The sequence below is a fragment of the Anabaena sp. CCY 9402-a genome (genome assembly GCF_963920945.1).
GTDB lineage: Bacteria > Cyanobacteriota > Cyanobacteriia > Cyanobacteriales > Nostocaceae > Trichormus > Trichormus minutissimus.
On sequence record NZ_CAWUDL010000080.1, the window covers coordinates 1 to 23,404 of the forward strand.

The window sequence follows — 23,404 nt, forward strand, 5'->3', positions numbered from 1 at the left end:
TTCAGGCACTTATCCAATATATCTAACCTCCCCACTATTGTCAACTCCTTTTTTTGAAAAAAATCTTGCAGTCTTTTTATTACTCTTCAGAATCCTTATCAGATAAGCATTCCAGGCTACAATTTTTCTGCTATTTCCTCTAATCTACCTACGTGAGCCAATCATCTCGATGATTTTTTGGTTTTTTTGAGTGCAGCATCACGCACTGCTTGATTTAGCAAGTATCCAAAGCCAGCAGATTCTAGACGAGAAATGAAGTCATGGCTAGTTTGGGAGAGTGCCTTGGCAGTGGCTTCGAGATTCCAGTTGTGTTTGGCTAGCTGACTTAGTAGGTAAGCCCGACGAGTTTGTGATTCTGATAGGCGATAAGTTTTGAGATATTCTAGTTCTCCTGATTCCCGGATGATTACTTCGCCAATGTAGTTTTTGTGTTTGGGTTGTAAGTCTGTGATGAATCTTTGCAGTAGAAAAGAACCAGCCGTATAAACTATCTGAGAATTTAACTGGCGTTGTAATAATCCCTCTGCCATAAAGCCTTGGAACGATGCCCAGTCATCTCGCATTTTAGCGATCGCTCCTTTCAAATCTGCCAAACTATTAATCTTAGACTCATCTTCTATAGTTGTGTCCATTGGCCAGGTTGTGTCGTAAAGTAAGCTGTACTGGTAAATCAACTCACCGTAGAAATCCTCTAGAAGGCTGGTATGTAAGGCACGATAGTCTTCTGGAGTGGGGACTACAAAAGCTGATGCTAATGATTCGGCAACGAAGACTAACACCCCAACTTGTCTTTCGTGAATTTCAAACACACGTAAAGCATCTTCCAAGCCAGCAATGTAACGTCCACTCACCGAAGTTTCGTAGCGCGAACCCAACCCATGAGAGAGTGCATATTTAGAATATTCACTCCAAGCAATTGTCGGTCCAGAGAAAAACAGCGATAAAAAACCTTCCATTGCTAGGTGTAAAGGCAGAAATCTGAGTTGGTTAGCTGATTCTCGCTTGGCCATACGGTGCATTAACCGCACGCTTGTACAACCACATTCTTGACGTTGACCATCAGGCTTGACTATCTGTCCACCACAAGCTGCTACAGGACTACCATCATCAGTCCAGGACATGACTAAGCCGTGGGGGACATAAGAAAAATATTTCATCCCTGGTTCTGTAATTTTTCCTTCGAGTCCAACGACTGTCATATCCTCTTGATAGGGACGACGTATTAAGCGCAAATCATTACGTATGTTCCGCCGGATTAGTGGCACAATACGGATTGCGCCTCTGACTTGTGAAGGTGCAATTTCTAATCCTTTGAGAGATATATCTGTTAATAATCTTTTCTTCTGTGCCATGTTTAAGCCTTGATGGAATTGTTCAACATTTGTTGCACTCTTGCGGCTAAATAAGCTTCTAGTTCTGATAAAGGTGCAGAACCATCAGCAAACCGGGCAAAGCCGAGCATTGTCGGTAAATCTTCTGCATCTCTGAGTCCGACAGTGGGAATGCTGGGGCTGAGGTTATGTAAGGAAAAGTCTTCAGTATTAAATACAGGGTTGCAGTGAATGATGGAGGTTTGTTGTTGGGGATCTAATTTGGTGCGATAAATTCGTAACACTTCTGCCGCACCGTTGGGTGGATCGTTTTCGCAACCGTCAGATACAATCACTACTAAGTCTGCGCCGGATGCTAAGGCTGCTAGTAGTGGTGTGGCTAAGTCAGTCTGTCCAAAAGGACGGGCTTGGAGTGGATCTGTGGTGGGTACTGTCCAAAAGGGTTGATATTCTCGTGATGCTGCTTTTAATAGGTAGTGTGCAGCAACGGCTACACCCAAAGGACGGCGATGCTTTTCACTAGAGCCAGAACTGGAATAGCTACAATCTAAGACGGCTGCAACTTTCCCAAGTTGCATAGGTGCTTTTTTTAACACTAATTGTGCCGATCGCACCAAAGCTTGGGTGAAAACTTCTTGTTGCTGTTGTCGTGTTTCTAGAGGTAAGGAAAGGATATATAACGCCAGCTTGGTGAGGGGAATACGACCCAAATCTACATCTATATATATATTTGTTTTTTCAAAACGTTCTGCCGCACCTTGGAAACGTAACTTTTCACCCAAAGTCATTTGCTGTTGAATTCGGGATAAGAAAACGTCGCGGGGAATTTTATGTTTTGTGGCCAAGCCTTCGGCGACTGTAAAAGGCAGTTGATACACTGCTTCAGCACTGTAATGTGCTTGGCGAAAGTTTTCAAATAGCTCGGTGGTATAAACTTTTTTCTGCCCGTTGCGAAACAGGAAATTACTTAATTCACCTTGTAATTTCAAGTGTGCATGAGTGGCGATCGCTCGTACCTTAGCACGATACTTCACAGCATCAAAATTTAGATCACGCCGCATACTTAAATAATCCCGTGCGATCGCTCTACTACGACGATTGTTAATTTTTCTTTGGCGTAGTTGTTGCAATACTCCCCAAGCTCTCTGCGGTGGTAGAGTGTTGAGTGCATGGGCGATGAGTGAGCCTTCTTCTTCTCGATGCTCTGGATGTGTATCACTTCCTGTGGCTAGTAGTTTCAGGATGATTTGGGCTTGATTGAAATGGTTGATACCTGCTGCTAAGGAACGGACATACAGTAGGCGGTAGTTACCTAGAATATAATCGTGTAAAAAATCAATTGATAGTCTTTGTCCGTAAGCATCATCATAAAATTCACGCTGTCCTGTGCAAGCAAGACAAGCATTGATAAACATTACCAAATCTTCCTGTGCTACCTGATCGGTACGGTTGGTATTATGAGTATTCATAAGAGTAATAGTGTTAAAACATGAGGATGCTATTTGGGGAGAAAACGGCATAACTAGGCTGGACAACTTAACAGGTTGGAACGGAAGTTATACCAAAGTCCCGCAAACAGCAAGACTGAAAATTGTGTCAATATTTTTGAAGGGGGTGCTGTTCGGGGAAAGGCGGCACAACTGGCTAGGACAGTTTTCAAGACTGGGTTCGGAAGTTGTACCATAGTCCCGCGAACAGCAAGACTTATACAAGAGGGTGACTAAGGCTTGTAAGTTTTTTAACGCAGAGTAACGCTAAGTGAATGCAGAGGGGCGCAGAGTGTTTCCTAAGTTAATTCACTAAGGCTGTAGTTGGTTGTTGCTGGGTTTTGAAGAGGTGTTGGAGGAGTAATTCAGTGGATTGCCTCAAGGTTGTCACAAAAATTCCTGTTTCGCTTTCTATATCGGATGTTAGCCAAGTGCCTTTTAGAATAACTTCGGCTGAGGAAGTGTCACAAGGGCAAATTTCTAAGGGATGTTCTTGAGATAGCTGTTCTAAGTCAGGTATGAGAGATGATTCAGTTGCAATCAGAAATGCCGCAGTGCTGGGTTCGATATGAAGTTTTGTAGCTGAACGCAGAGCTAAGATGACTCTTGTGCTTACCCAATCTGACAAAGATTCGTTGAGATGTTCTAGGTGAAAGCTATTTTCTGTGTAAGTTAGTTTTAACATAATCGTTTTTAGTAATATTTTTCGGTTGCTGATTTATAGATTGAGGTTTCTATTTATATGCTTGAGTCGCTTTGTCTATAAATTCAGGATATGCGGAGGAGTTTCCCCTAAGCGAATCAAGATGCTTATTGTCTCAACTGCTTGTAAAATCTGGCTGTGCAAGCTGGGGGAAGTTGCTAAACTTAGGGGATTCCCCGGACTTTGTTAATTTCGGCGACAATAAAAATGGCAAGAGCGAGTTATGGCCCAGAAGCAAAAAGGCGATCGCGGCATTTATTAGGGTTGTTGTTGGCTTATGCTAATGATGCAATAGACTGCGATGATGCAGCTTTAGATGCTTTGCGTCCTCAGATTCAAACTCGTTGGCAAAGTGAATATCGGTTAGTTGTCAGAACGAAAGTTAGATTTATCCAGTCTCTAACAAGTTTGATTTCTGGTGATATTGAATTAAACGCCGAACAAATTAAGGAATCCCTGAAGCGGTTTGCTGATTTTTTGGAGATTTTAGAAGATAACCGTCCATCTCGTAGCGGTTCGGAAATTTGGCACTTTACTCTCAATTTGTGGCATAAACGCCAAGATATAGCAGCCAACTTGCAACAATTTGATCGGGAATGGGAATGTCGTCGTCCAGTAAAGTCTCAGCAAGTCGCAGCCAGAACAGAGATATCTATTGAAAACTCTTCTTCTGTATTACTCCTGGATTGGCAACAAATTTGTCGTGGTGATTTAGAAGTCAACAATATTAAACGACTCACAACCAATCCTCTAACTATCGCTGATGGTTTAAGTTTTGAATTGGATCAAGTTTATGTGTCTTTGGGATTGGTGGAACAGAAAAAGCGATCGCGTTATCGTGGTGATGTGACTCCCCAAGAAGGTTCTCGTTTATATGAACCTGACGATACTGAAGTTACTCAAACTTTTGACCATGAGGAATTTTTGCAACAGGTAATCAAACCAAAACAAAGTAAACGGATTGCTATTATTGGCGAATCAGGGGCAGGAAAAACTACTTTACTTCAGAAAATTGCTACTTGGGTATTAGAAAATACTACAGACTTGCCAATCTGGATTTCTTTAGCAGACTTACAGGGTAAGAGTTTAGAACAGTATTTAATTCAAAATTGGCTACCTTCAGCTACTCGCAAGCTACGTGTTTCCGCAGAGATAGAGGAGGAATTCTGCCAACAGTTTAATCAGGGACGGGTATGGTTATTACTAGATGCTGTAGATGAAATGGCGATCGCATCTACTCTGGCTTTAGCAAAAATCGCCAGTTATCTTAAAGGTTGGGTAGCAGATGCTACGGTGATTTTGACTTGTCGGCGCAATGTTTGGGATGCGGGGAAGAATGTTTTAGAAAATTTCGATACCTATTGCAACTTGCATTTTACCTACGGTGATAGTCAAACACCAGATCGAGTAGGACAATTTATTCAACGATGGTTTCGTGCAGATTCAACTATAGGTGAAAAACTACGCTTTGAGTTAGATCAACCCGAACGGCGACGAATTAGAGATGCTGTGAAAAATCCTTTACGGTTGGCTTTATTATGCCGCATTTGGGGATTGGGACAAGGAAGCTTGCCTACTACTAAAGCCATGCTATATGAGCAATTTGTTGAGGCAATTTATGAGTGGAAGCAAGACCGTTTTCCTACAAATTTAGCTGAGAGACAGCAATTAAATAAAGCATTAGGAGAATTAGCATTATTAGCTATTACTCAAGAGAAAACTAAATTTCGCCTGAAACATAGCTTTTTATGTCAAGTGTTGGGTAATCCTGATGATGGTTTATTCCAATTAGCTTTGCAATTAGGTTGGCTAAATCAAGTTGGGATTTCAGAAAATGTAAGCGAAAGAGTTTATGCTTTTTACCATCCAACTTTTCAAGAATATTTTGCTGCTCAAGCTACTACAAATTGGCAGTTCTTCTTAAATTCTCAAATGGAGAGTAGTGAAAATTGTTCACTACATATAGAAAATAATTACCATATTTTTGAACCACAATGGCGGGAAGTAATTTTACTATGGCTTGGTAGAAACGATATACTGCAAGCAGATAAAACAGCATTTATCCAAGCTTTAATTAATTTTGATGATAAATGTGGCGGATTTTATGGTTATCAAGCCTACTTTTTAGCAGCACAATGTCTAGCAGAGTTTGGCGATTATCAAAATGCTGATGACATTATTCAGCAATTAATTAGGTGGCGTTTTGGCTATTTTCATTTGCAAAAACAAAAGTGGTGGAGATATCCGCCGCCTATTGTGGAAGGTGCGCGGGTAGCGTTACTCAAAACTGATCGTGTAAAAGCGATCGCCGCCCTAGAAAAATTTATTCAATCATGCCAAAATGAGTTTGATAGTTGGAATGCTGCTTACAGTCTGGGTAGAACTTTTGACCCTGGAAATAAAATTGCGATCGCTACACTAGAAAACTTAGTTAAAACAGTCCGTCATGAATCTATCCGTTGGCAAGCAGCCTATAGTTTGGGTAGAGTTGACCCCAGTAACTCTATCGCGATCGCGGCGTTGGTACAAGTGATACAATGTACTAAGAATGAAGCCACACGCCGCAAAGCTGCTTATTCATTGGGAAAACTAGATGCTGGAAATGCGATCGCTATTTCGACATTAGAAACAATAGCTACATCAGCTATAGATACATCACAACAACGACAAGCTGTAGAAAATTTAATTGTCTTGCGTTGCGGAGGAATTAAAACTAAACAAAAAAATAAAAAGCTACTACAATATAACCCTATATTTTCTTCTAATGCTGGAAAAGTTCCGGCATTAGTTAGAGGTATATCATCCTCTGATGATGAAAATATTAAAAGACGCAGGGCTTACAAGTTAGCGGAATTTGATCCAGGTAATGAAATAGCATTGACAACTTTATTAGCCCTGCTCAAGGCAACTAAAAACAAATCTTTACGCAAACGAGCAGCAGATAATATCAAAGAAACTATTCTGCATGAACAGTTACCAAAAGTTATTGTGTCTTTAAAGGAATATTTTGCTGATGCGGTACAAGAACAGAATTTACAACTATATTGTGATGCCTACAAACTGATGTGGTACTGTGCAGAAAATATGAGTTATCAAGAGTTTAATCAAGCTTGGTGTACGAGTTTTTAGTTCAACTCATAGCATTTTAAACGGTTGCTAGTTGCCGTGAACCGTCAAGAATCATCGCACCTTTAGGTTGGTGAGTATCTCAACTAGCCTGTGTCTACGACACGCTTCGCGTACCCTTCGGGGTGAATTCTACGGATACGCAACGCTACCGCAGGGAACGGAAAAAACACTTAACATCTCACGATGTAAGCCTTATATCCTCTCACAGCAAGGCGTCTCGTTGTGTAAGTCCTCATAAATTTTAAATCTTTAAATAAGATTGTGGTTAATGACGGGATCACTCAGCAAATTTTGCTATGCTGGACTCTGTAATCTCGTTTTTTTCCCGCTTATCACAACGCAATACCATTTAGATTCAACAAGCTAAAATTGCGACACAGTAAATTCCTACGTAGTATAGTTTTGTTTTGCCACCGAAAGTTAATAATCTACTTGAGGTTATTAAACGATCGCGCTCAAAAGTTGATATTTTTTTATGTAGAGGCTCAACAAGCTGTGTAAGCAATTGTCTAGCTGCGTTGGACTCACTCACGCTCATTTTCATTTTTTCTATGAGTCATCATCTACCCGACACCAAGATACCTGCTCCGTGCATTGTTAACACGGGCATCATTGTGAACAAACTCGACATGAAACGACTATTGGCTGATTTAGGTCGAGTCCACTACATCTACACCCAAGAAGATAAGCTACTGAGCGAGGGTGAAGGGGATGTGATGGAAGTATTTGCTAACCCGCAAAGGTCTACCTTAGTCGCTAACAATGCGCTTTACTTGAATGTTGATAGTTTTGATTATTTAGAACTCAAGCAGTCTCTGCAACAAGAAACCTACTTTGATTTAATGCAAGAAGGCATCTGTTTGCGATTGATTCCCTTATCAACCCCTATGCAAGAACGCAAAGAAAGGCGATGGAATGTCAATCCTATAGAGGCGATGATGGATGAAGTGCTGGCTGCTAGATGGGATGCAGAAATTGATGATGACTGTTGTGATTCGTTTTAAATAATAATCTAAATACAATATACTCAAAAAGTTACAAATTGGTAATAGATACACGGTAGCAGATGAAGTAACATCAATTGCTGTTTGTCTATTACCAATTATTGTGAGAATTTATGCTTGAGGAACAAAGAAATGCAGGTTTGGGTTGAACATGGAAAATTGACCATCATCTCAATAAGTAAGTTTACGCTTAAGTTCTCATTAAGTTTGTCCATATAGTGAAATCACCTTATTTTTACCTTGAGTGCCATATTTTCTTTTCAGTCTCTGGCGCGTTGTAGCCAGACTAAAGCTAGAGCCGGTGTATTTTTCACCCCTCACGGTGTTGTAGAAACTCCTCGATTTATGCCTGTGGGAACGCTGGCTAATGTCAAAACTGTTACCCCAGCCCAATTAAAAGAAACTGGGGCGCAGATGGTTCTATCTAATACCTATCATCTCCATCTCCAACCAGGGGAAGCAATTGTTGCTGGTGGAGGCGGTTTGCATAAGTTCATGGGCTGGGATGGGCCGATGCTGACTGATTCTGGTGGGTTTCAGGTGTTCAGCTTAAGTGAAATGCGGAAAATTACGGAAGAAGGAGTAACTTTCCGCTCTCCTCATGATGGGCAAATTATTAAGTTAACGCCAGAACGCTCGATAGAAATTCAGAATATTCTAGGGGCTGATGTCATCATGGCCTTTGATGAATGTCCACCTTACCCAGCTAGCCGCCAAGAGGTAGAAGCTGCAACTGAGCGCACTTACCGTTGGCTAGAACGCTGCACTGTCGCTCATCAGCGTAGTGATCAGGCATTATTTGGTATTGTGCAAGGAGGCGTATATCTAGATTTACGTGCCAAAGCTGCTAATGCTTTAACTCAGCTAGATTTACCTGGGTACGCGATTGGCGGTGTGAGTGTGGGAGAACCGCCAGAAATGATGGCGCAAATTGTCCAAGCTACAGCACCCTTGTTACCACCCGAAAAGCCACGTTATTTAATGGGTGTAGGTACGTATCGAGAAATGGTAATTGCGATCGCCTCTGGTATAGACTTATTTGATTGCGTGATTCCTACCCGTTGGGCTAGACATGGCACAGCAATGGTTAAAGGTGAACGTTGGAATTTAAAAAATGCGAAATTCCGTGAAGATTTTACGCCGCTAGATGAAACTTGCCCTTGTTATGCGTGTCAAAATTTTAGCCGGGCTTATATTTCCCATTTAGTGCGATCGCAAGAAATTTTAGCCTATACCTTATTGAGTATTCATAATATTACCGAACTGATTCGTTTTACCCAAAAAATTCGGGAAGCTATATTAAGCGATCGCTTCATGGCAGAGTTTGGTCACTGGCTCAATTCATCAGAAAATGGAGAATTGGGAATAGGGAATGAGGAATAGGAATTTTAGATGTCACATGGAAATCCTATCCAAAATGGAATTGCCCAATTCCCAATGCCCAAACCGTGTTAAGATACATCTCAATTATGAAAGCTGTGTTGGATTAGGTGGATTTAAACAAACATGGAAGCAGCACTGTTATTAGCAAAATTGCCTGAAGCTTACCAAATTTTTGATCCTTTGGTAGACGTTCTCCCCCTTATTCCCGTTTTCTTTTTATTGCTTGCTTTCGTATGGCAAGCCGCAGTGGGATTTAGGTAAGTTAAGAAATAATCAATTGATGGGACAGGTAAAGCACCTGTCCTATTTTTTTGTGCTTATTCTCTCTTGATGATTCTTAATTTTTTGTAATAAATTAGGGTAGACTCAGTAAGATAGATGTACAGCCCGGCCAGCGTGCAGTTAAAGAGGAATTATTCAGTTATGGGCAATATCAAATTTGTCAAAGAAAATAAAGAAATCATCGCGGCGGATGGTGCTAATTTGCGGTTAAAAGCAATAGAAAATGGGATTGACATTTATAAATTTATTGGCAAACTCACAAATTGCGGCGGTAACGGTCAGTGTGGTACTTGTGTAGTTGAGATAGTTGAAGGCATAGAAAATCTTTCTACTCCTACAGATGTGGAAAACCGGATGCTGAAGAAAAAGCCTGCTAATTACCGTCTCGCTTGTCAAACTTTAGTAAATGGCGCAGTCAGCGTAGTGACTAAACCTTAATCTTTTTAATTCTTCCCTGCAAAGGCTGATGCAGGGAAGTAAAAAAAAAGAGCTAACACTGGCATTGATAATGCTATTCTAAAATTGTTAAATGGAAATTAGAGAGAGGCTTCCTTGCCATGCAAGTTAATGAGCTAGGGTTCGTAGCGAGCATTCTGTTCGTGCTAGTTCCCGCCGTATTTTTGATAATTCTTTACATCCAAACTGCCAGCCGCGAAGGTAAAAAAGATAGTTGATCATTGTCTGTATAAAATAAAACCCCCTATACTGTATGGTATGGGGGTTTTTATTGATCAACTGCTAGACTAAGAAGGCAGTTAAGCAGTTGTTCGTGCTAATAAAACAGGACAAGTCGCATTAACACGAACATAATCTGACAGAGAAGCACCGATGAGCCGGTCGATATCGACAAAATTCTTAGCCACTGATGGCCGGCGATCGGGAGAACCGAGCAATAATAAATCTACGCTCAATTGTTCTGTCAAGCGACAAATTTCTTCTCCAGGTTTACCGCTACTGGAATAGCAGCGAGTAGACACACCGTATTTTTGCGCTTCTGCTACGGCTGCGGCTAAAACTGGGTTTTTGTCTGGGCTAATTTCAGCCACTTCCGAGGTTTTACCACGTAAATCAGTAGTGACATTCGCCAAAATTAATTGACTACCCTGAATACCCTGCAATAAGAAGAAAGCTAAATTTAAGCAATGTTTGGCTGCATCAGAGTTATCCATCGCCACCATGATGCGCTTAATTTTTTTGACATAAATGTCATCCTTAACCAGCAACATGGGGCGAGAAGACAATTGAAAAACATACTGACTGACTGAGTTCGATAAAATTGATTGCAGACGCTTGAGTCCGCGTGAACCCATAATAATTAAGTCAGCATCCATTTCATCTGCTACCTGACAGACAACATCTTTCGGATCACCTTGGCGCAATATCGAAGATACTTGAGAAGGATCTAAATTCAAAGATTGAATGGCATTCGCTAGAATTTTACCACCTTCTTCCCATTTGTCTGTCATTGCCGCCGAAGTGCTTTGAGCAGGAACAACGTGCAGAACTGTTACTTTTGCATTTTGGATTGATGGCACTTCCTTCAAAGTTTTGAGCATTTCTTCGGCGTGTCCTAACCCAGAAACCGCTAGCAAAATCTTTTCTATCATTGTTACTTCTTGTTGTTAAGGTTGCTTGGTGTTTAATCTTTAGTAGTTAATGCCGATGAGATTGTCACCACTTTGCTCAACAACCTAGTAATTAAGCTAGCACAATTCAACTTTTAATCATTAGCCATTAACACTAAAAGAAGTAATTATCTGAAATACTAATGATTCTTTAAGTTTATTTGTGGCTTATTTACTTAACTTTTCAACTAGGTTTCAATAATTAAGCTTACTCTTAATATTGCCTGATAAAGTTCATAATTTATGATATTAGTTATTTTTTTTAATCTATATTAAATATTTTTAATTATAAATTAATTAAGTATTGCAAAGGTTCTGTAAACTTATGTTTAGGTCTTGAGTGTGATAAATATAAGTCTAAAAGCTGCGTAAGAATCGCTGTAGTAATATAATTTTTGTATTCTATATCAATTAGAAAAAAATATTACCATCATAAGTAAGTAATTAATAAATTTGATATTTTTATAAAAAACTAGTTAATTATTGTAAAATACAGCACGGGTTACAAATTTTTATATATCTACATGAGAGTTATATATAAACTTTTGTAAAAAAAATTTTTCTACTACAGTAGACTAATAAGAAATATATCATTCTCATCAGTTTTTTCCAGTAAGATTCTTTAGAGAAGAGAATGCCACATTTTTGTCATATATTCTTCATATCCATATCAGATAATCGAAAATATCTGATTATCAAGAATGGTGAATATCTAGGGCGGATAACTCCGCCTTTTTTTTACAATATATTCGCATTAACTCATGGAAACTGAAGACGGTAATTGTAGCAGCCTAGTGACTGTAGCAATTAATTTATTGGGGTCAACAGGTTTAGAGATATGTTGTTGAAACCCAGCTTTGAGAGCTTGCAGACGGTCTTCTTCACGAGAAAATGCAGTGAGAGCTATCGCGGGAATATTGCCTCCCTGTTGTGCTTCAAGACCGCGTAATTTCCGAATCAGAGTGTAGCCATCTTGTCCTGACATTCCAATATCACTAATCAGAATATCTGGTTTTGATTGTTCAATCAGTGCTAAGGCTGTATCAGTTGATGCGGCAATATCGGCGATCGCTCCATACTCTTCCAACAAGAAAACCAAGAAATTACGGGTATCGGTTTCATCATCAACAATTAATACGTTGATGCCTTCGAGGGGAGTAGAATTAAGAGCCAGAATATTTTCTCTTGGTTGACCAAAAATCTCTTTACCTGTGTAAATCAGTGGTAGCTGTACAGTAAAAGTTGCACCTTGCCCTTCTCCGGGACTGTCCGCAGCTATTTTGCCGCCGTGCAACTCTACTAAATGCCTGACGATCGACAGTCCCAAACCTAGTCCACTGTGCGATCGCGTGGTAGTGCTGTCTGCTTGCCGGAAACGCTCAAATACGTTGGGAAGAAATTTCTGGTCAATCCCAATTCCTGTGTCGATGACTTTGATTTGAGCGCAAACAGAAGATTTAGGAATACTCAAAGCAATAGAAGTGGAAGAGTGATGATTGTCTTTTGGCGGTAAGAGTTCATCTTGAATAAAGCTTTCCGATTCTACACCTTCTAGGTGTACTTCTACTTGACCACCTTCGGGTGTAAATTTAATAGCGTTGGTAAGGAGATTCCAGATAATTTGCTGCAAACGAGCCGGATCGCCACAGACTGAACCCAAGGTAGCATCGAGGGCAGTACATAATTTAATTCCTTTTGTATCCGCGAGGGGTCGCACTACCTCTAAAGCTGTTTCGACCACAGTGATGGGATTGACAGCACAGAAATTGAGCCTCAGCTGACCCCGAATAATCCTAGATATATCTAAAATATCTTCAATTAGCTGCACCTGAGTGTTAGCATTCCGTTCAATTGCTTCTAAGGCGCGGGCTGTAGCTTTTTCATCTAATTTTTTGGCGCGGAGGATTTTTGACCAGCCCAACATCGCGGTTAGGGGTGTGCGGAGTTCGTGGGATAACACCGCCAAGAACTCGTCCTTCATTCGATTTGTGGCTTCTGCTTCTTGTCTAGCAGTTTGTTCCCGAATGACTTGAGCGCGAATTTCTTCGGCTTGTTTGCGGGCGGTAATGTCTTCTAAAGTCCCCACATAGCCTAATAATTCGCCTTGATTGGAGATCATAGGCGAAGAACGCACTTGTACCCACCGCAAACTACCATCAGTTGTTTGAAACTGGAATTCTTCGGAATAATCAGTACCTTGTTGAATATATGCAGACCAACTGGCGATCGCTCTTTCTCTATCTTCTAGATGAACTGATTCTAGCCATGTTATTTGTAAACTCTCTACAGCACTCAATTCACAAATTGCCTGATAACGAGGATTAGTATATTTACATAAACCTTCTGTGTCAATTTCAAAAATGCCTACAGGTGAACAGGTACTCAAAGAACAAAATCTTTCCTTACTTTGCCGTAGTTCGGCATTCATGGCGGTGAGTTGAGCTGCTTGACTTTGGACTGCTTGAGTTTTCTTAAATAGTTCTACAAATACTGTCACTTTAGACAGCAAAATATTCGAGTCTATGGGTTTGAGCAGATAATCCACAGCCCCTAAAGCATAACCCTTAAATAGCATTTGGTCGTTGGTACTAAATGCCGTCAAAAAGATAATCGGAGTTTGACGCGATCGCCCCCGGCTACGAATTAGGGTGGCAGTTTCAAAACCATCCATCCCTGGCATTTGCACATCCAACAAAATGACGGCGAAATCTTGATGCAGCAGACACCTTAAAGCTTCCTCGCCAGTAGTCGCTCTGACTAGATTCGCACCCAAACGCTCCAAAATCGCCTCTAGTGCCAGCAAATTTTCCAACTTATCATCCACCAGGAGGATGTTTACTTTGGGTTCGGGCTGCATAAGTTCAGTTCCCTGTAGAGTGACAAAGATTGACTAGTAAATGAGAAATATCTGGTAGCGGCAAAATCCAATCTACTGCCAGATCGGCAATAGCGGCGGCAGGCATAATTGGGCTTTGGGCTGTACTTGGCTCTTGTACGATGGTAATACCTCCCCGTGCTTTTACTTTTTTGAGGCCTTGTTTACCATCTTGATTGGCCCCTGTCAATATCAGACCAATGACTCGTTCTGCGTAGGTATCAGCTGCTGATTCAAACAGCACATCTATAGATGGTCTAGCATAAGAAACCGGTTGATCAATAGAAAGCGCAAAATAACCAGGTTCAACTAATAAATGATAATCTGCCGGTGCTAAGTAGACTCTACCTGGGATGATTTCATACTTGTCTTCTACCTCCTGGATAGGCAATAATGTGTATTCTTGGAGTAATACCTTGAAAGTTTCGTCAGATTCTTTGTGACGATGTTGCACAATGACTATCGCTGCTGGAAAATCGCTAGGTAAATCACCTAGGATATTTTGTAAAGCCGACAACCCTCCTAAAGAAGTTCCTATCACTACAATTTTAAAGCACACTAATTTAGCCTCCGGTAAAGCTTTTCACCTTTAGCTATTTCTTCATAGTATTGCTCATAGGGCGTAAATCTGAGTGATTCTTGCCTACCTAAACCTAAAATACCAAAATTACACAAACTGTTATAGAACAATGTATGTACTTGTTTTTGTAGTATCTGATTGAAGTATATTAAAACGTTGCGGCAAAATATGACATTAAATTCATTAAAAGAACTGTCAGTGGCGAGATTATGCTGGGCAAAGATGACATTGTCTCTTAATGAGGCGCGAAAAATCGCATGGTCATAAGCTGCGGTATAGTATTCTGAAAAAGACTGCTTACCGCCTGCTTTCAAATAAAGCTGAGTATACTCTTGCATGAGTTTGAGAGGAAAAATCCCAGTTTTGGCAGTTTGCAATACCTTTTCATTCGTATCAGTAGCATATATGCGACAACGATGATATAAATGTTCTTCTTGTAGTACAATTGCCATTGAGTAGACCTCTTCCCCAGTGGAACAACCAGCGTGCCAGATGCGAATAAAGGGATAAGTTCTCAGCAGTGGTACTACGTTATTTCTAAAAGACAGATAAAAACTAGGATCACGGAACATTGATGTCACATTGACTGTAAGATTCACTAAAAAGCGATCCATACAGGTGCGATCGTGTAGTAGTTTTTCTTGTAATGCAGAAATATTCTTTAAACCCTGAGAGTGCATAAAGTTGTGAATCCTGCGTTTGAGGGAAGCCAGGGCATAATTACGGAAGTCGTAACCGTAATACTGGTATAACCCTTCCAATAACAACTGAATTTCAATGTCCTCTAAGCTGGGTTTAGGCAAAATCATAGTCATGATTGCAAAATATATAGCAATCCTAAGTCATTACGGGAGAGCCATTCAAAAAATAAAAATCCCCCTAAAAATTAGGGGGTGATTCACTTCTAGGAGGACGTTTGATATTTAAGTATCATCAGATAGACGTAATGTTATGCAATCAAGGAAAAATATTGAGGATTAGGGATGGCAAAAAGCAGGGGAAACAGAGGAAAATGTTCAATTACCTATACAACCAAACCCTAAGTAGTGACAGCAACTGTTCTGTATCTACGGGTTTAGTGATGTAATCAGAAGCACCAGCTCCGATGCACTTTTCGCGATCGCCTGGCATGGCTTTGGCGGTGAGGGCAATAATTGGTAGGGTACGAAATTGTGGTTGTTGGCGTATGTAATGGGTAGTCTCATAGCCATCCATTTCTGGCATCATCACATCCATTAATATGGCATCAACATTAGGGTTAGCTTGTAGTCTCTCAATTCCGTCTCGCCCATTTTCAGCAAACAGAACTTCTATTTGATAACTTTCTAACAGGCTAGTCAAGGCGAAGATATTTCTGAGGTCATCATCGACAATCAAAATTTTGCGATTAGCTAGCACAGGATCAGCTTGTTGCAGTTGTTCGAGGATTTGGCGTTTGGCTTGGGGTAAGTTGGCTTGGACTCGATGTAAGAATAAAGCAGTTTCATCTAACAATCGTTCAGGCGATCGCACATTTTTGACAATAATTGTCTCTGCTAGTCTTCTAAGTTGGGTTTCTTCATGACGAGAGAGTTCTTTGCCTGTGTAAACAATGATTGGGAGTTTCAAGAGGTTCGGTTCTTGCTTGATGTATTCAATCAGTTCCAAGCCAGTCATGTCAGGCAAACCTAGATCCAAGACAATACAATCAAACTGCTGGGTTTTTAAAATTTCTAGTGCGGCTGTTCCCGTACCCACAGATGTACTCTGCACATCTGTATTACCGATGAGTTCGATAATACTTTGAGCTTGCACAGGATCATCTTCTATCACTAGAAGATGTTTGACTTTCCGCGCAATAAAGCTTTTCATATCAGTAAATACCTGATTGAGTGCTTCTGTTGATACAGGCTTTTGTAAGTAAGTGATTGCTCCTAACTTTAAACCCCGTTGTTGTCTGTCATCTACAGACATGATATGGACTGGAATATGTCTAGTTTGGGGATTGTGTTTTAATCGATCTAACAGTGTCCACCCGTCTATATCTGGCAGATTTATGTCTAAGGTAATTGCTTCTGGCTGATACTGTTCCGCTAAGGCTAAAGCTTGTTTGCTTTGCAGCGCAACTATGACCTTAAAACCTTTTTGCTGTGCCATTTCTAGGAGGATGCGGGCAAATTTTTCATCATCCTCGACGATTAGCAACACATGATCGCCTGGCTGAATTTTTTGGCGATCGTCTGGGATTTGGCTGGGTGAGGGTTCGATCAGCTTTTCTATTGGGGTTTCTCGCAGAATAGGTGCTGGAGGTAATGCGGTAAGAGGCTGAGTTTCTCCAGTGCTGGGATAGGTTTGGGGTAGATAAAGTGTAAAGGTACTTCCCTGTCCTAGTTGACTGACAAGTTCTAACCTACCGCCTAACATCTGTGTTAGTTCGCGGCTAATAGACAAGCCTAAACCTGTACCTCCGTACTTACGGCTGGTTGTACCGTCTACCTGCTGAAATGCTTCAAATACAACCTGTTGCTTCTCGGCTGGAATACCGATACCTGTATCACTAACAGCAAAGGCAATCATGGGATTGCCAGTATCGAGTACAGCCATACTAATTGTTAAAGTTATGCCTCCCCTTTCAGTAAATTTAAAGGCATTAGATAAAAGATTCTTGAGTATTTGTTGCAGGCGTTTGGCATCACTAACAATTGTTGGGGGCAAGTTATCGCCTAGTTGAATGGCAAAACTCAATCCTTGATTTTCAGCAACTTGAGAGAAACCACGTTCGAGATAATTATATAAATCTACGAATTTAATTGCCTCTAAATCTAATGATAAAGTTCCCGATTCAATTTTTGCTAGGTCTAAAATGTCATTAATTAACTCTAATAAATCAGTGCCAGCAGAGTAGATAGTTTGACTGTATTCTATTTGTTTACTAGTTAAATTACCTGCGACATTATCTGCTAAAAGCTTGGATAAAATCAACAAGCTATTTAGTGGCGTGCGTAACTCATGGGACATATTAGCTAGAAATTCAGATTTATATTTAGAAGATAAAAATAATTGCTTGGCTTTTTCTTCTAAAGACTGTCTAGCTTTTTCAATTTCTTGATTTTTCCGGGCGACTTCTTGATTTTGTACTTCTAGTAATTCAGCTTTTTCTTCTAATTCTTCATTGAGTTGCTGTAATTCTTCATTCGACTGTTGCAATTCTTCCTGCTGCTGTTTGAGGAGTAATTCTGAGGTTTCTAACTCTTGTGTTTGTTGTTCTAAAATTTGGTTGTTTTCTTTTAGCTCATTGGCTAAACTTACAGATTCTTCCAGTAAAGTCTGAGTTTGTATGTTAGCTGCAATATTATTGATAAATACCCCAATTATTTCAGTAAATTGTTCTAAAAATATCAACTGTAATTTATTAAACTGCCCCAAGGAAGCAAGTTCGATAACGGCAGTTACTTGGTTTTCAAAGATAACAGGTAATACAATAATATTGAGTGGTAGAGATGCCCCCAATCCCGAATTAATATAAATGTAATTTTGAGGTACTTCTGTTAATAAAATTCTTTGTTTTTCTAAGGCACATTGCCCTACTAGTCCCTCACCCAAACGAAACTGGCTGGATAGATGTTTACGCTCGTTATAAGCATAGCTACTTAACATTTTAAGTACAGGCTCTTGCTGCATTTTATCCATTATATAAAATACACTTTGTTGTGCGCCAACCAGTGGTGTGAGTTTAGATAAAATGAACCTTGATAAGCTTTCTAGTTGTCTCTGTCCTTGAAGAATTTGCGTAAATTCAGCCAAATTAGACTTGAGCCAATGTTGCTCCTCATTTTTTGTGGTACTGATTCGCAGATTTGCTACCATTTGGTTAAAGGTGCGTGTCAATACACCAATTTCATCTAGGCGATCGTTATTTGGCAAACTGACTGATAAATCGCCATTGGCCATAGTTTCTGAGGCATCAGAAATTTGCTTAAGTGGCGTGGAAATATGGCGAGTCAACAAAAACCCAATTAAAGCCAATAAGAAAGATACTAAAGGAATACTATAAGTAATACTAGCTAGTGTACGATTAGCAGCAGCCTGTGCTTGATTTGTGCGCAACTCTAATAGTCTTGATTCCTCTAATTTCATTGTCTGGCTCAGGTCACTGATTTCTATCATCAGTTCTCGTCCCTGATCTGTAAGCATAGCTTGACGCGCCACATCTAGTCCTTGTTTCTGCCGCAAATCAATCACTTCTTTCAGAATAGTTATTCTTTGATTAATTAGTGGCTGTAACTTATCAAGACGACGCTGTTGCGGGGGATTATCTAGCGTGAGATTTTCAAGTTCGGCAATTTTTTTTTCCAGCAATTTTGTCGCCGCTAGATAAGGTTCTAAATAACGCTGTTCTCCAGTAATAATGTAACCTCTTTGTCCAGTTTCAGCTTTATTCAACTGCGTACTTAGTCCTTCTATTTTACTAAGTACATTATATGTATGTTTTTCTCTACTGGAAGCTATTATTAGTTCTTTGGTACTTTTATAAGATATCAAACCTATTGCACTTAATATTAATAGACTCATGGCAAAGCCTGCTCCAATTTTAGAGCCAATTTTCAAGCGGTTTAACATTATTACTTGGGATGTTTTACTCACGCTAATTTTGGTCAGGGCGAAAAAATTATGATTGAATATATAAATACTATTTGACTTGTAAGACTTCACAGTCCAGTTTCTTTGAGAAACTAGAGTCGTTGGTTCTTTAGAATGATTGAGGATGTTTTTAATTCAAGCAGTTAGAAAATAATTTTTTAGGTTGTTGTGTGTTTATTCAGTATATAGCGTTTTTTGGTTGAGTGAGGCATAAATACTGCACCCCTCCCCGCAAGCGAGGAGGAGACTATGAAAGAACTCATGTGATTAGGAAACACTATAGAAGAAGAGACAAGCATTACCTGTTCAAATGGAAGATGCGTTACGCTATCGCTAACACGCCACTACTCAAATCACTAATAACTAATGAATCACTTAATCTCGCGAATGCAGGCGGTACAATCGCCAATTATTCCTCTAGTTGGGGAATTAATTAAAAATTCTCCTGGTACGATTTCTTTAGGACAGGGTGTAGTTTCCTATAGTCCACCACCGGAGGCTATTGAGCTTTTGCCGAAATTTTTGGCTGAACCTACTAATAATTTATATAAAGCAGTTGAAGGTATTCCTTCCTTGTTAACTACATTAGCAAAAAAATTATTAACATTTAATGGGATTGAAATCAATGCTGAAAATTGCATTGTAGTAACTGCGGGAAGCAATATGGCATTTATCAATGCTATTCTCGCTATTACTTCTCCTGGTGATGAAATTATTTTGAATACACCTTATTACTTCAACCATGAAATGGCAATTACTATGGCTGGTTGTCGTGTGGTGTTAGTCGAAACTGATGAAAATTATCAACTGCTTCCAGAAGCGATCGCAGAAGCTATTACACCCAAAACACGAGGAGTTGTGACGATTTCACCGAATAATCCTACAGGTGTGGTTTATTCGGAAAAGTTATTGCGACAAGTCAATCAGATTTGTGGCGATCGCAATATATATCACATCAGTGATGAAGCCTATGAATACTTTACCTATGATGGCACAAAACACGTGTCTCCTAGTGCATTTACTGGCACTAGTGAGTATACTATTTCCCTTTTTAGTCTTTCCAAAGCTTATGGTTTTGCTAGTTGGCGAATTGGCTATATGGTGATACCCAAACACCTGCTTGTGTCCATTAAAAAAGTCCAGGATACGATTTTGATTTGTCCGCCAGTGGTTTCCCAGTATGCAGCCTTGGGAGCATTGCAAGCTAAACCAGAGTATTTACAGGCAAATATTGGTGCGATCGCGCAAGTTAGACAATTAGTTTTAGAACACCTTAAACAATTACAAGGCCTATGTACTATCATTCCTGCTGATGGTGCTTTTTATTTTTTCCTCAAAGTTCATACCCAAATGGATGCTTTTGAATTAGTTAAACAACTGATTGAGCAACATCAAATAGCCGTCATTCCCGGCACAACTTTTGGCATGGATAACGGCTGCTATCTTAGATTAGCCTATGGTGCGTTGCAAAAAGATACTGTCCAAGAAGGTATGGCAAGATTAGTCAAGGGTCTAAAAACAATCTTGGACACTGCAAACTAAACGCTTCTGAGTGCCACAATTGGATCGAGTTTAGCAGCACGTTTAGCGGGAACAACACCAAAAAATAATCCGATACAGCCGGAAATACCAACAGTTGAGGCGATCGCTACGGGAGATAATGCTGATTCTAGGGGTGTAACGGCTGCTACTAACAAAATGCCCCCAACACCAATCCCAGTCCCGATTAAGCCGCCAATTGCTGAGACAATCACAGATTCAATCATAAATTGCAGTAAAATATCTTGCTGAGTAGCACCGATGGCTTTCCGCAGTCCGATTTCTTGGGTGCGTTCGGTGACGGAAACGAGCATAATATTCATGATGCCGATACCACCAACAAATAATGATATACCGGCGATCGCCGCCAGCATAATTGTCAATGCACCGGTAATTTGCCCGACTGTTTGCAAAGCATCTTTTTGGGTTCTAATCGTAAAGTCATCTTCGCCAATGAGTTTGTGACGTTGACGTAACAAATTAGTGATTTGAAAGACTGCTGCATCGACACTTTCGGTATTTTTGGCTGAGGCGACAATGTAAGTTAACTCCAATCCATAGGGAGAAGTCCGCCCCACAATCCGGTTAGCCATCGTAAACACGGGTATTAAAGCCGAATCATCGTAGTCAACACCTAAGCTTGAACCTTTAGTTTCTAATACTCCAATAATTTGAAAACTAGCGTTTTTAATTCTTAACTGTTGCCCTACAGGGTTACTATTACCAAAAAGTCTGTTGGCTAATTTGCCGCCGATGACGACAACTTGATTGCTGCGCTTCATGTCTACGTCGCTAAAAAATCTGCCTTGAGCAACTTCAAAGTCTCGCACTACTAAGAAATTAGGCGTTGTGCCGATAATGTTGACATCGGTATTTCTATTACTATAAGTAACTACTTGCCTAGTGTTTAACTCCGCAGTGACGTTGGCAATAGTAGGTACTTGGCTAGCGATCGCTGTGGCATCTTCATATACTAAAGTCTTTGGCAGTTCTCTAGAAATGCGTTCAGTTGCCTGATTTCCCGGAATGACAAATAATACATTTGGCCCCAAGGATTCTAGTTCTTTGTTGACAAAGTTTTGTCCGGCTTCCCCAATCCCAATCATGGCAATTACTGAAGCGTTACCAATTACTATACCTAGCATAGTGAGCGCACTACGTAGTTTATTAGCTAGCAGGGTTTTGCCTGCCATTTGCATACTTTCTAGGAAGTTCATCGATTTGTTTTTTCTTGTGCCTTTTGGATTTTGTAGTCTTTGGGCAAATCTATAAATACGCGATCGCCTGCTTGTAACCCTGATATAACTTGGGTTTGGTCTTGGATTTGTGCGCCAATAGTCACTTCCCGAAACTGGGGTTTATTTTTGGCATCGGGTACTAGTACGCCATTTTTGCCATTTTCGGTCAGGATGGCTACGGTCGGTAATAATAAAGCATCATTAACGCGATCGCCCAGAAAGGTCAGATCCACATTTAAGCCAGAACGTAACTTATCTATACCAGTATCAAGAGCTATCCGTACTTGAAAGGATGTCACACCTTGTTCTACCACTGCTTCCGGAGCAATCAAACGTACACGACCTTTAAAAATTTCATCTGGATAGGCATCTGCAACAATTTCTACTTGCTGTCCCTGTTGGATGCGTCCAATGTCCGCTTCCGGGATTTGAGCTAATATTTCCAAACCCTTGGCTACAGCCACAATTGAGCTAGAAGTTGCCGATGCACTGGTTGAGGCGGAAGTTGTGGGAGTCACAAAAGCCCCAATGTTGGCATACTTCTGGGTGACAACCCCAGCAAAGGGAGCGCGAATAATCGTCTCTTGCAACCTCACCTGTGATCCGGCTAACTGTGCTTGGGCAGCTTTCACTGCTGCTTGGCGTTGGGCAATTTGTTCAGGACGGCTACCTTCTTCTAATAGTACAAATGCCGCGCGTGCTTCTGTCACAGCAGCATCTCTAGCGGCGATGACTTCGCTACGAGTACCACTTTGGAGAAGTGAGACTTGTTTTTGTGCTTCTACTAAGTTGGCTTTGGCACTGTTGTCTTCACTAATGGCTTGATCAAGTAATTGCTTTCTCTCTGCGCCTTGTTCGTAGAGGTATTGATAACGCTTGACTTGTTCAGATGTGTAATTTACCTTTGCGCGGGCTGCATCTACTTGAGCTTGGGCTTTAGCAATTTCTTGGGGACGACTCCCCGCTTGGGCTTCTGCTAACTGGGCTTGAGCTTGGGCTAAACGCGCTCTAGACTGAGCCATTTCTTGGGGACGACTCCCCGCTTGGGCTTCCGCTAACTGGGCTTGAGATTGGGCTAAATTGGCGCGGTATTGAGCAATTTGGGCTTGGATATCACCTACATCCATCCGAGCAATAATTTGTCCCTTCTCGACGCGATCGCCTTGTTCTACGTATAACTCCGCTAAGACACCAGGGTTTTTGGGACTAATATTGACACTTTGAACTGGTACAACCTTGCCACTGGCTGTAATGCGCAGGGTAAAATTTTTGGACTCTACAGGTACAGTCAGTTGTGTTACATCATCTTTATTCGTTCCCCCATTGATCAGGCTGTAGCTAGTTGTACCAACAATTAAAGTCCCAGCCGCTAACAATCCAACTAGCCATCTGGTTGGGTGCTTCACTTTACCAATAATGGGAACTTCTATGTACGCAATCATAAATATTGACCTATGAAAAGTATTGGTGGTCTGCCTAGGAATATCAATCGTTAAAAATATTGTAGGAATAAATATTTTGTTTAACACTAACTAGTGGGACGCAAAATCATTTACTGTGTTGCTGCTATAGAATTTTAGTCTACTCAATTAACTCCGTTTCTCTGTG

General features: G+C 40.6%; 18 protein-coding genes. 8 read left to right on the plus strand and 10 right to left on the minus strand.

Features of this window, described 5'->3' with window-relative positions; translation table 11 throughout:
* Window positions 1-161 precede the first annotated feature (161 nt).
* Entirely contained in the window at window positions 162-1,352 is a 1,191-nt protein-coding gene (locus ACM0OR_RS23175; protein WP_414578922.1) for an ARPP-2 domain-containing protein, read from the minus strand.
* Between the two features lie 2 nt (window positions 1,353-1,354).
* Entirely contained in the window at window positions 1,355-2,800 is a 1,446-nt protein-coding gene (locus ACM0OR_RS23180; protein ID WP_414578923.1) for a hypothetical protein, read from the minus strand.
* A 10-nt stretch (window positions 2,801-2,810) separates the two neighbouring features.
* Between ACM0OR_RS23180 and ACM0OR_RS23185 the strand changes: the two genes are divergently transcribed.
* Window positions 2,811-3,017 (plus strand): hypothetical protein, encoded by a 207-nt coding sequence (locus ACM0OR_RS23185; protein WP_414578924.1) that lies wholly within the window; start codon window positions 2,811-2,813, stop codon window positions 3,015-3,017.
* Between the two features lie 105 nt (window positions 3,018-3,122).
* Here ACM0OR_RS23185 and ACM0OR_RS23190 read toward each other — a convergent pair whose 3' ends face one another.
* The gene (locus ACM0OR_RS23190) at window positions 3,123-3,503 is read right to left on the minus strand and encodes an alr0857 family protein (RefSeq protein WP_414578925.1); all 381 of its coding nucleotides are present in this window, start codon (window positions 3,501-3,503) and stop codon (window positions 3,123-3,125) included.
* A gap of 225 nt (window positions 3,504-3,728) precedes the next feature.
* Here ACM0OR_RS23190 and ACM0OR_RS23195 point away from each other — a divergent pair, with 225 nt between their 5' ends.
* The 6 genes from ACM0OR_RS23195 to psbM all read left to right on the plus strand — a co-directional run bounded on the left by ACM0OR_RS23195 (window position 3,729) and on the right by psbM (window position 9,993).
* Window positions 3,729-6,650 carry a HEAT repeat domain-containing protein gene (locus tag ACM0OR_RS23195; RefSeq protein WP_414578926.1) on the plus strand — a complete coding sequence of 974 codons (2,922 nt, stop codon included), beginning with the start codon at window positions 3,729-3,731 and terminating at the stop codon, window positions 6,648-6,650.
* Window positions 6,651-7,201: 551 nt separating this feature from the next.
* On the plus strand, window positions 7,202-7,654 hold the full coding sequence (locus ACM0OR_RS23200; protein WP_414578927.1) for a hypothetical protein: 453 nt from the start codon (window positions 7,202-7,204) through the stop codon (window positions 7,652-7,654).
* Window positions 7,655-7,894: 240 nt separating this feature from the next.
* A complete protein-coding gene (tgt, locus tag ACM0OR_RS23205) occupies window positions 7,895-9,037 on the plus strand; it encodes a tRNA guanosine(34) transglycosylase Tgt (protein WP_414578928.1) in 1,143 nt (380 codons plus the stop codon).
* Window positions 9,038-9,160: 123 nt separating this feature from the next.
* Window positions 9,161-9,298: a photosystem II reaction center protein K gene (locus ACM0OR_RS23210; protein WP_017318155.1), complete on the plus strand. Its 138-nt coding sequence runs from the start codon at window positions 9,161-9,163 to the stop codon at window positions 9,296-9,298.
* 162 nt (window positions 9,299-9,460) lie between these two features.
* Entirely contained in the window at window positions 9,461-9,757 is a 297-nt protein-coding gene (locus tag ACM0OR_RS23215) for a 2Fe-2S iron-sulfur cluster-binding protein (RefSeq protein ID WP_190695272.1), read from the plus strand.
* Between the two features lie 119 nt (window positions 9,758-9,876).
* On the plus strand, window positions 9,877-9,993 hold the full coding sequence (gene psbM, locus ACM0OR_RS23220; protein ID WP_069350885.1) for a photosystem II reaction center protein PsbM: 117 nt from the start codon (window positions 9,877-9,879) through the stop codon (window positions 9,991-9,993).
* Window positions 9,994-10,074: 81 nt separating this feature from the next.
* On the opposite strand, the gene ACM0OR_RS23225 is transcribed toward psbM, so the two are convergent.
* From ACM0OR_RS23225 to ACM0OR_RS23245, 5 genes are all read right to left on the minus strand, one after another.
* On the minus strand, window positions 10,075-10,926 hold the full coding sequence (locus ACM0OR_RS23225) for a universal stress protein (protein ID WP_190695275.1): 852 nt from the start codon (window positions 10,924-10,926) through the stop codon (window positions 10,075-10,077).
* A gap of 772 nt (window positions 10,927-11,698) precedes the next feature.
* Entirely contained in the window at window positions 11,699-13,801 is a 2,103-nt protein-coding gene (locus tag ACM0OR_RS23230) for a response regulator (RefSeq protein WP_414578929.1), read from the minus strand.
* A gap of 4 nt (window positions 13,802-13,805) precedes the next feature.
* A complete protein-coding gene (locus tag ACM0OR_RS23235; protein WP_190695281.1) occupies window positions 13,806-14,378 on the minus strand; it encodes a chemotaxis protein CheB in 573 nt (190 codons plus the stop codon).
* A complete protein-coding gene (locus ACM0OR_RS23240; RefSeq protein ID WP_414578940.1) occupies window positions 14,378-15,208 on the minus strand; it encodes a CheR family methyltransferase in 831 nt (276 codons plus the stop codon). Before ACM0OR_RS23240 ends, ACM0OR_RS23235 begins: the two co-directional genes overlap by 1 nt.
* Before the next feature lie 211 nt (window positions 15,209-15,419).
* Complete coding sequence (locus ACM0OR_RS23245; RefSeq protein WP_414578930.1) at window positions 15,420-18,998, minus strand: response regulator; 3,579 nt, start codon at window positions 18,996-18,998, stop codon at window positions 15,420-15,422.
* 387 nt (window positions 18,999-19,385) lie between these two features.
* Between ACM0OR_RS23245 and ACM0OR_RS23250 the strand changes: the two genes are divergently transcribed.
* A complete protein-coding gene (locus ACM0OR_RS23250) occupies window positions 19,386-20,561 on the plus strand; it encodes a pyridoxal phosphate-dependent aminotransferase (protein ID WP_414578931.1) in 1,176 nt (391 codons plus the stop codon).
* Here ACM0OR_RS23250 and ACM0OR_RS23255 read toward each other — a convergent pair.
* Together ACM0OR_RS23255 and ACM0OR_RS23260 are read right to left on the minus strand one after the other, a co-directional pair.
* Window positions 20,558-21,775, minus strand: a complete 1,218-nt coding sequence (locus ACM0OR_RS23255; protein ID WP_414578932.1) for an ABC transporter permease — start codon at window positions 21,773-21,775, stop codon at window positions 20,558-20,560. The two genes, ACM0OR_RS23250 and ACM0OR_RS23255, sit on opposite strands and share 4 nt — an antisense overlap.
* Window positions 21,772-23,238 (minus strand): efflux RND transporter periplasmic adaptor subunit, encoded by a 1,467-nt coding sequence (locus ACM0OR_RS23260; protein WP_414578933.1) that lies wholly within the window; start codon window positions 23,236-23,238, stop codon window positions 21,772-21,774. Before ACM0OR_RS23260 ends, ACM0OR_RS23255 begins: the two co-directional genes overlap by 4 nt.
* Window positions 23,239-23,404: the final 166 nt, after the last annotated feature.

Coding starts and splice junctions, on each gene's coding strand:
- psbM (WP_069350885.1), top strand. CDS start 9,877: ATGCAAGTTAATGAGCTAGGGTTCGTAGCGAGCATTCTGTTCGTGCTA.
- ACM0OR_RS23240 (WP_414578940.1), bottom strand. CDS start 15,208: ATGATTTTGCCTAAACCCAGCTTAGAGGACATTGAAATTCAGTTGTTA.
- ACM0OR_RS23200 (WP_414578927.1), top strand. CDS start 7,202: ATGAGTCATCATCTACCCGACACCAAGATACCTGCTCCGTGCATTGTT.
- ACM0OR_RS23230 (WP_414578929.1), bottom strand. CDS start 13,801: ATGCAGCCCGAACCCAAAGTAAACATCCTCCTGGTGGATGATAAGTTG.
- ACM0OR_RS23210 (WP_017318155.1), top strand. CDS start 9,161: ATGGAAGCAGCACTGTTATTAGCAAAATTGCCTGAAGCTTACCAAATT.
- ACM0OR_RS23180 (WP_414578923.1), bottom strand. CDS start 2,800: ATGAATACTCATAATACCAACCGTACCGATCAGGTAGCACAGGAAGAT.
- ACM0OR_RS23175 (WP_414578922.1), bottom strand. CDS start 1,352: ATGGCACAGAAGAAAAGATTATTAACAGATATATCTCTCAAAGGATTA.
- ACM0OR_RS23215 (WP_190695272.1), top strand. CDS start 9,461: ATGGGCAATATCAAATTTGTCAAAGAAAATAAAGAAATCATCGCGGCG.
- ACM0OR_RS23255 (WP_414578932.1), bottom strand. CDS start 21,775: ATGAACTTCCTAGAAAGTATGCAAATGGCAGGCAAAACCCTGCTAGCT.
- ACM0OR_RS23190 (WP_414578925.1), bottom strand. CDS start 3,503: ATGTTAAAACTAACTTACACAGAAAATAGCTTTCACCTAGAACATCTC.
- ACM0OR_RS23250 (WP_414578931.1), top strand. CDS start 19,386: ATGAATCACTTAATCTCGCGAATGCAGGCGGTACAATCGCCAATTATT.
- ACM0OR_RS23245 (WP_414578930.1), bottom strand. CDS start 18,998: ATGTTAAACCGCTTGAAAATTGGCTCTAAAATTGGAGCAGGCTTTGCC.
- ACM0OR_RS23225 (WP_190695275.1), bottom strand. CDS start 10,926: ATGATAGAAAAGATTTTGCTAGCGGTTTCTGGGTTAGGACACGCCGAA.
- ACM0OR_RS23260 (WP_414578933.1), bottom strand. CDS start 23,238: ATGATTGCGTACATAGAAGTTCCCATTATTGGTAAAGTGAAGCACCCA.
- ACM0OR_RS23195 (WP_414578926.1), top strand. CDS start 3,729: ATGGCAAGAGCGAGTTATGGCCCAGAAGCAAAAAGGCGATCGCGGCAT.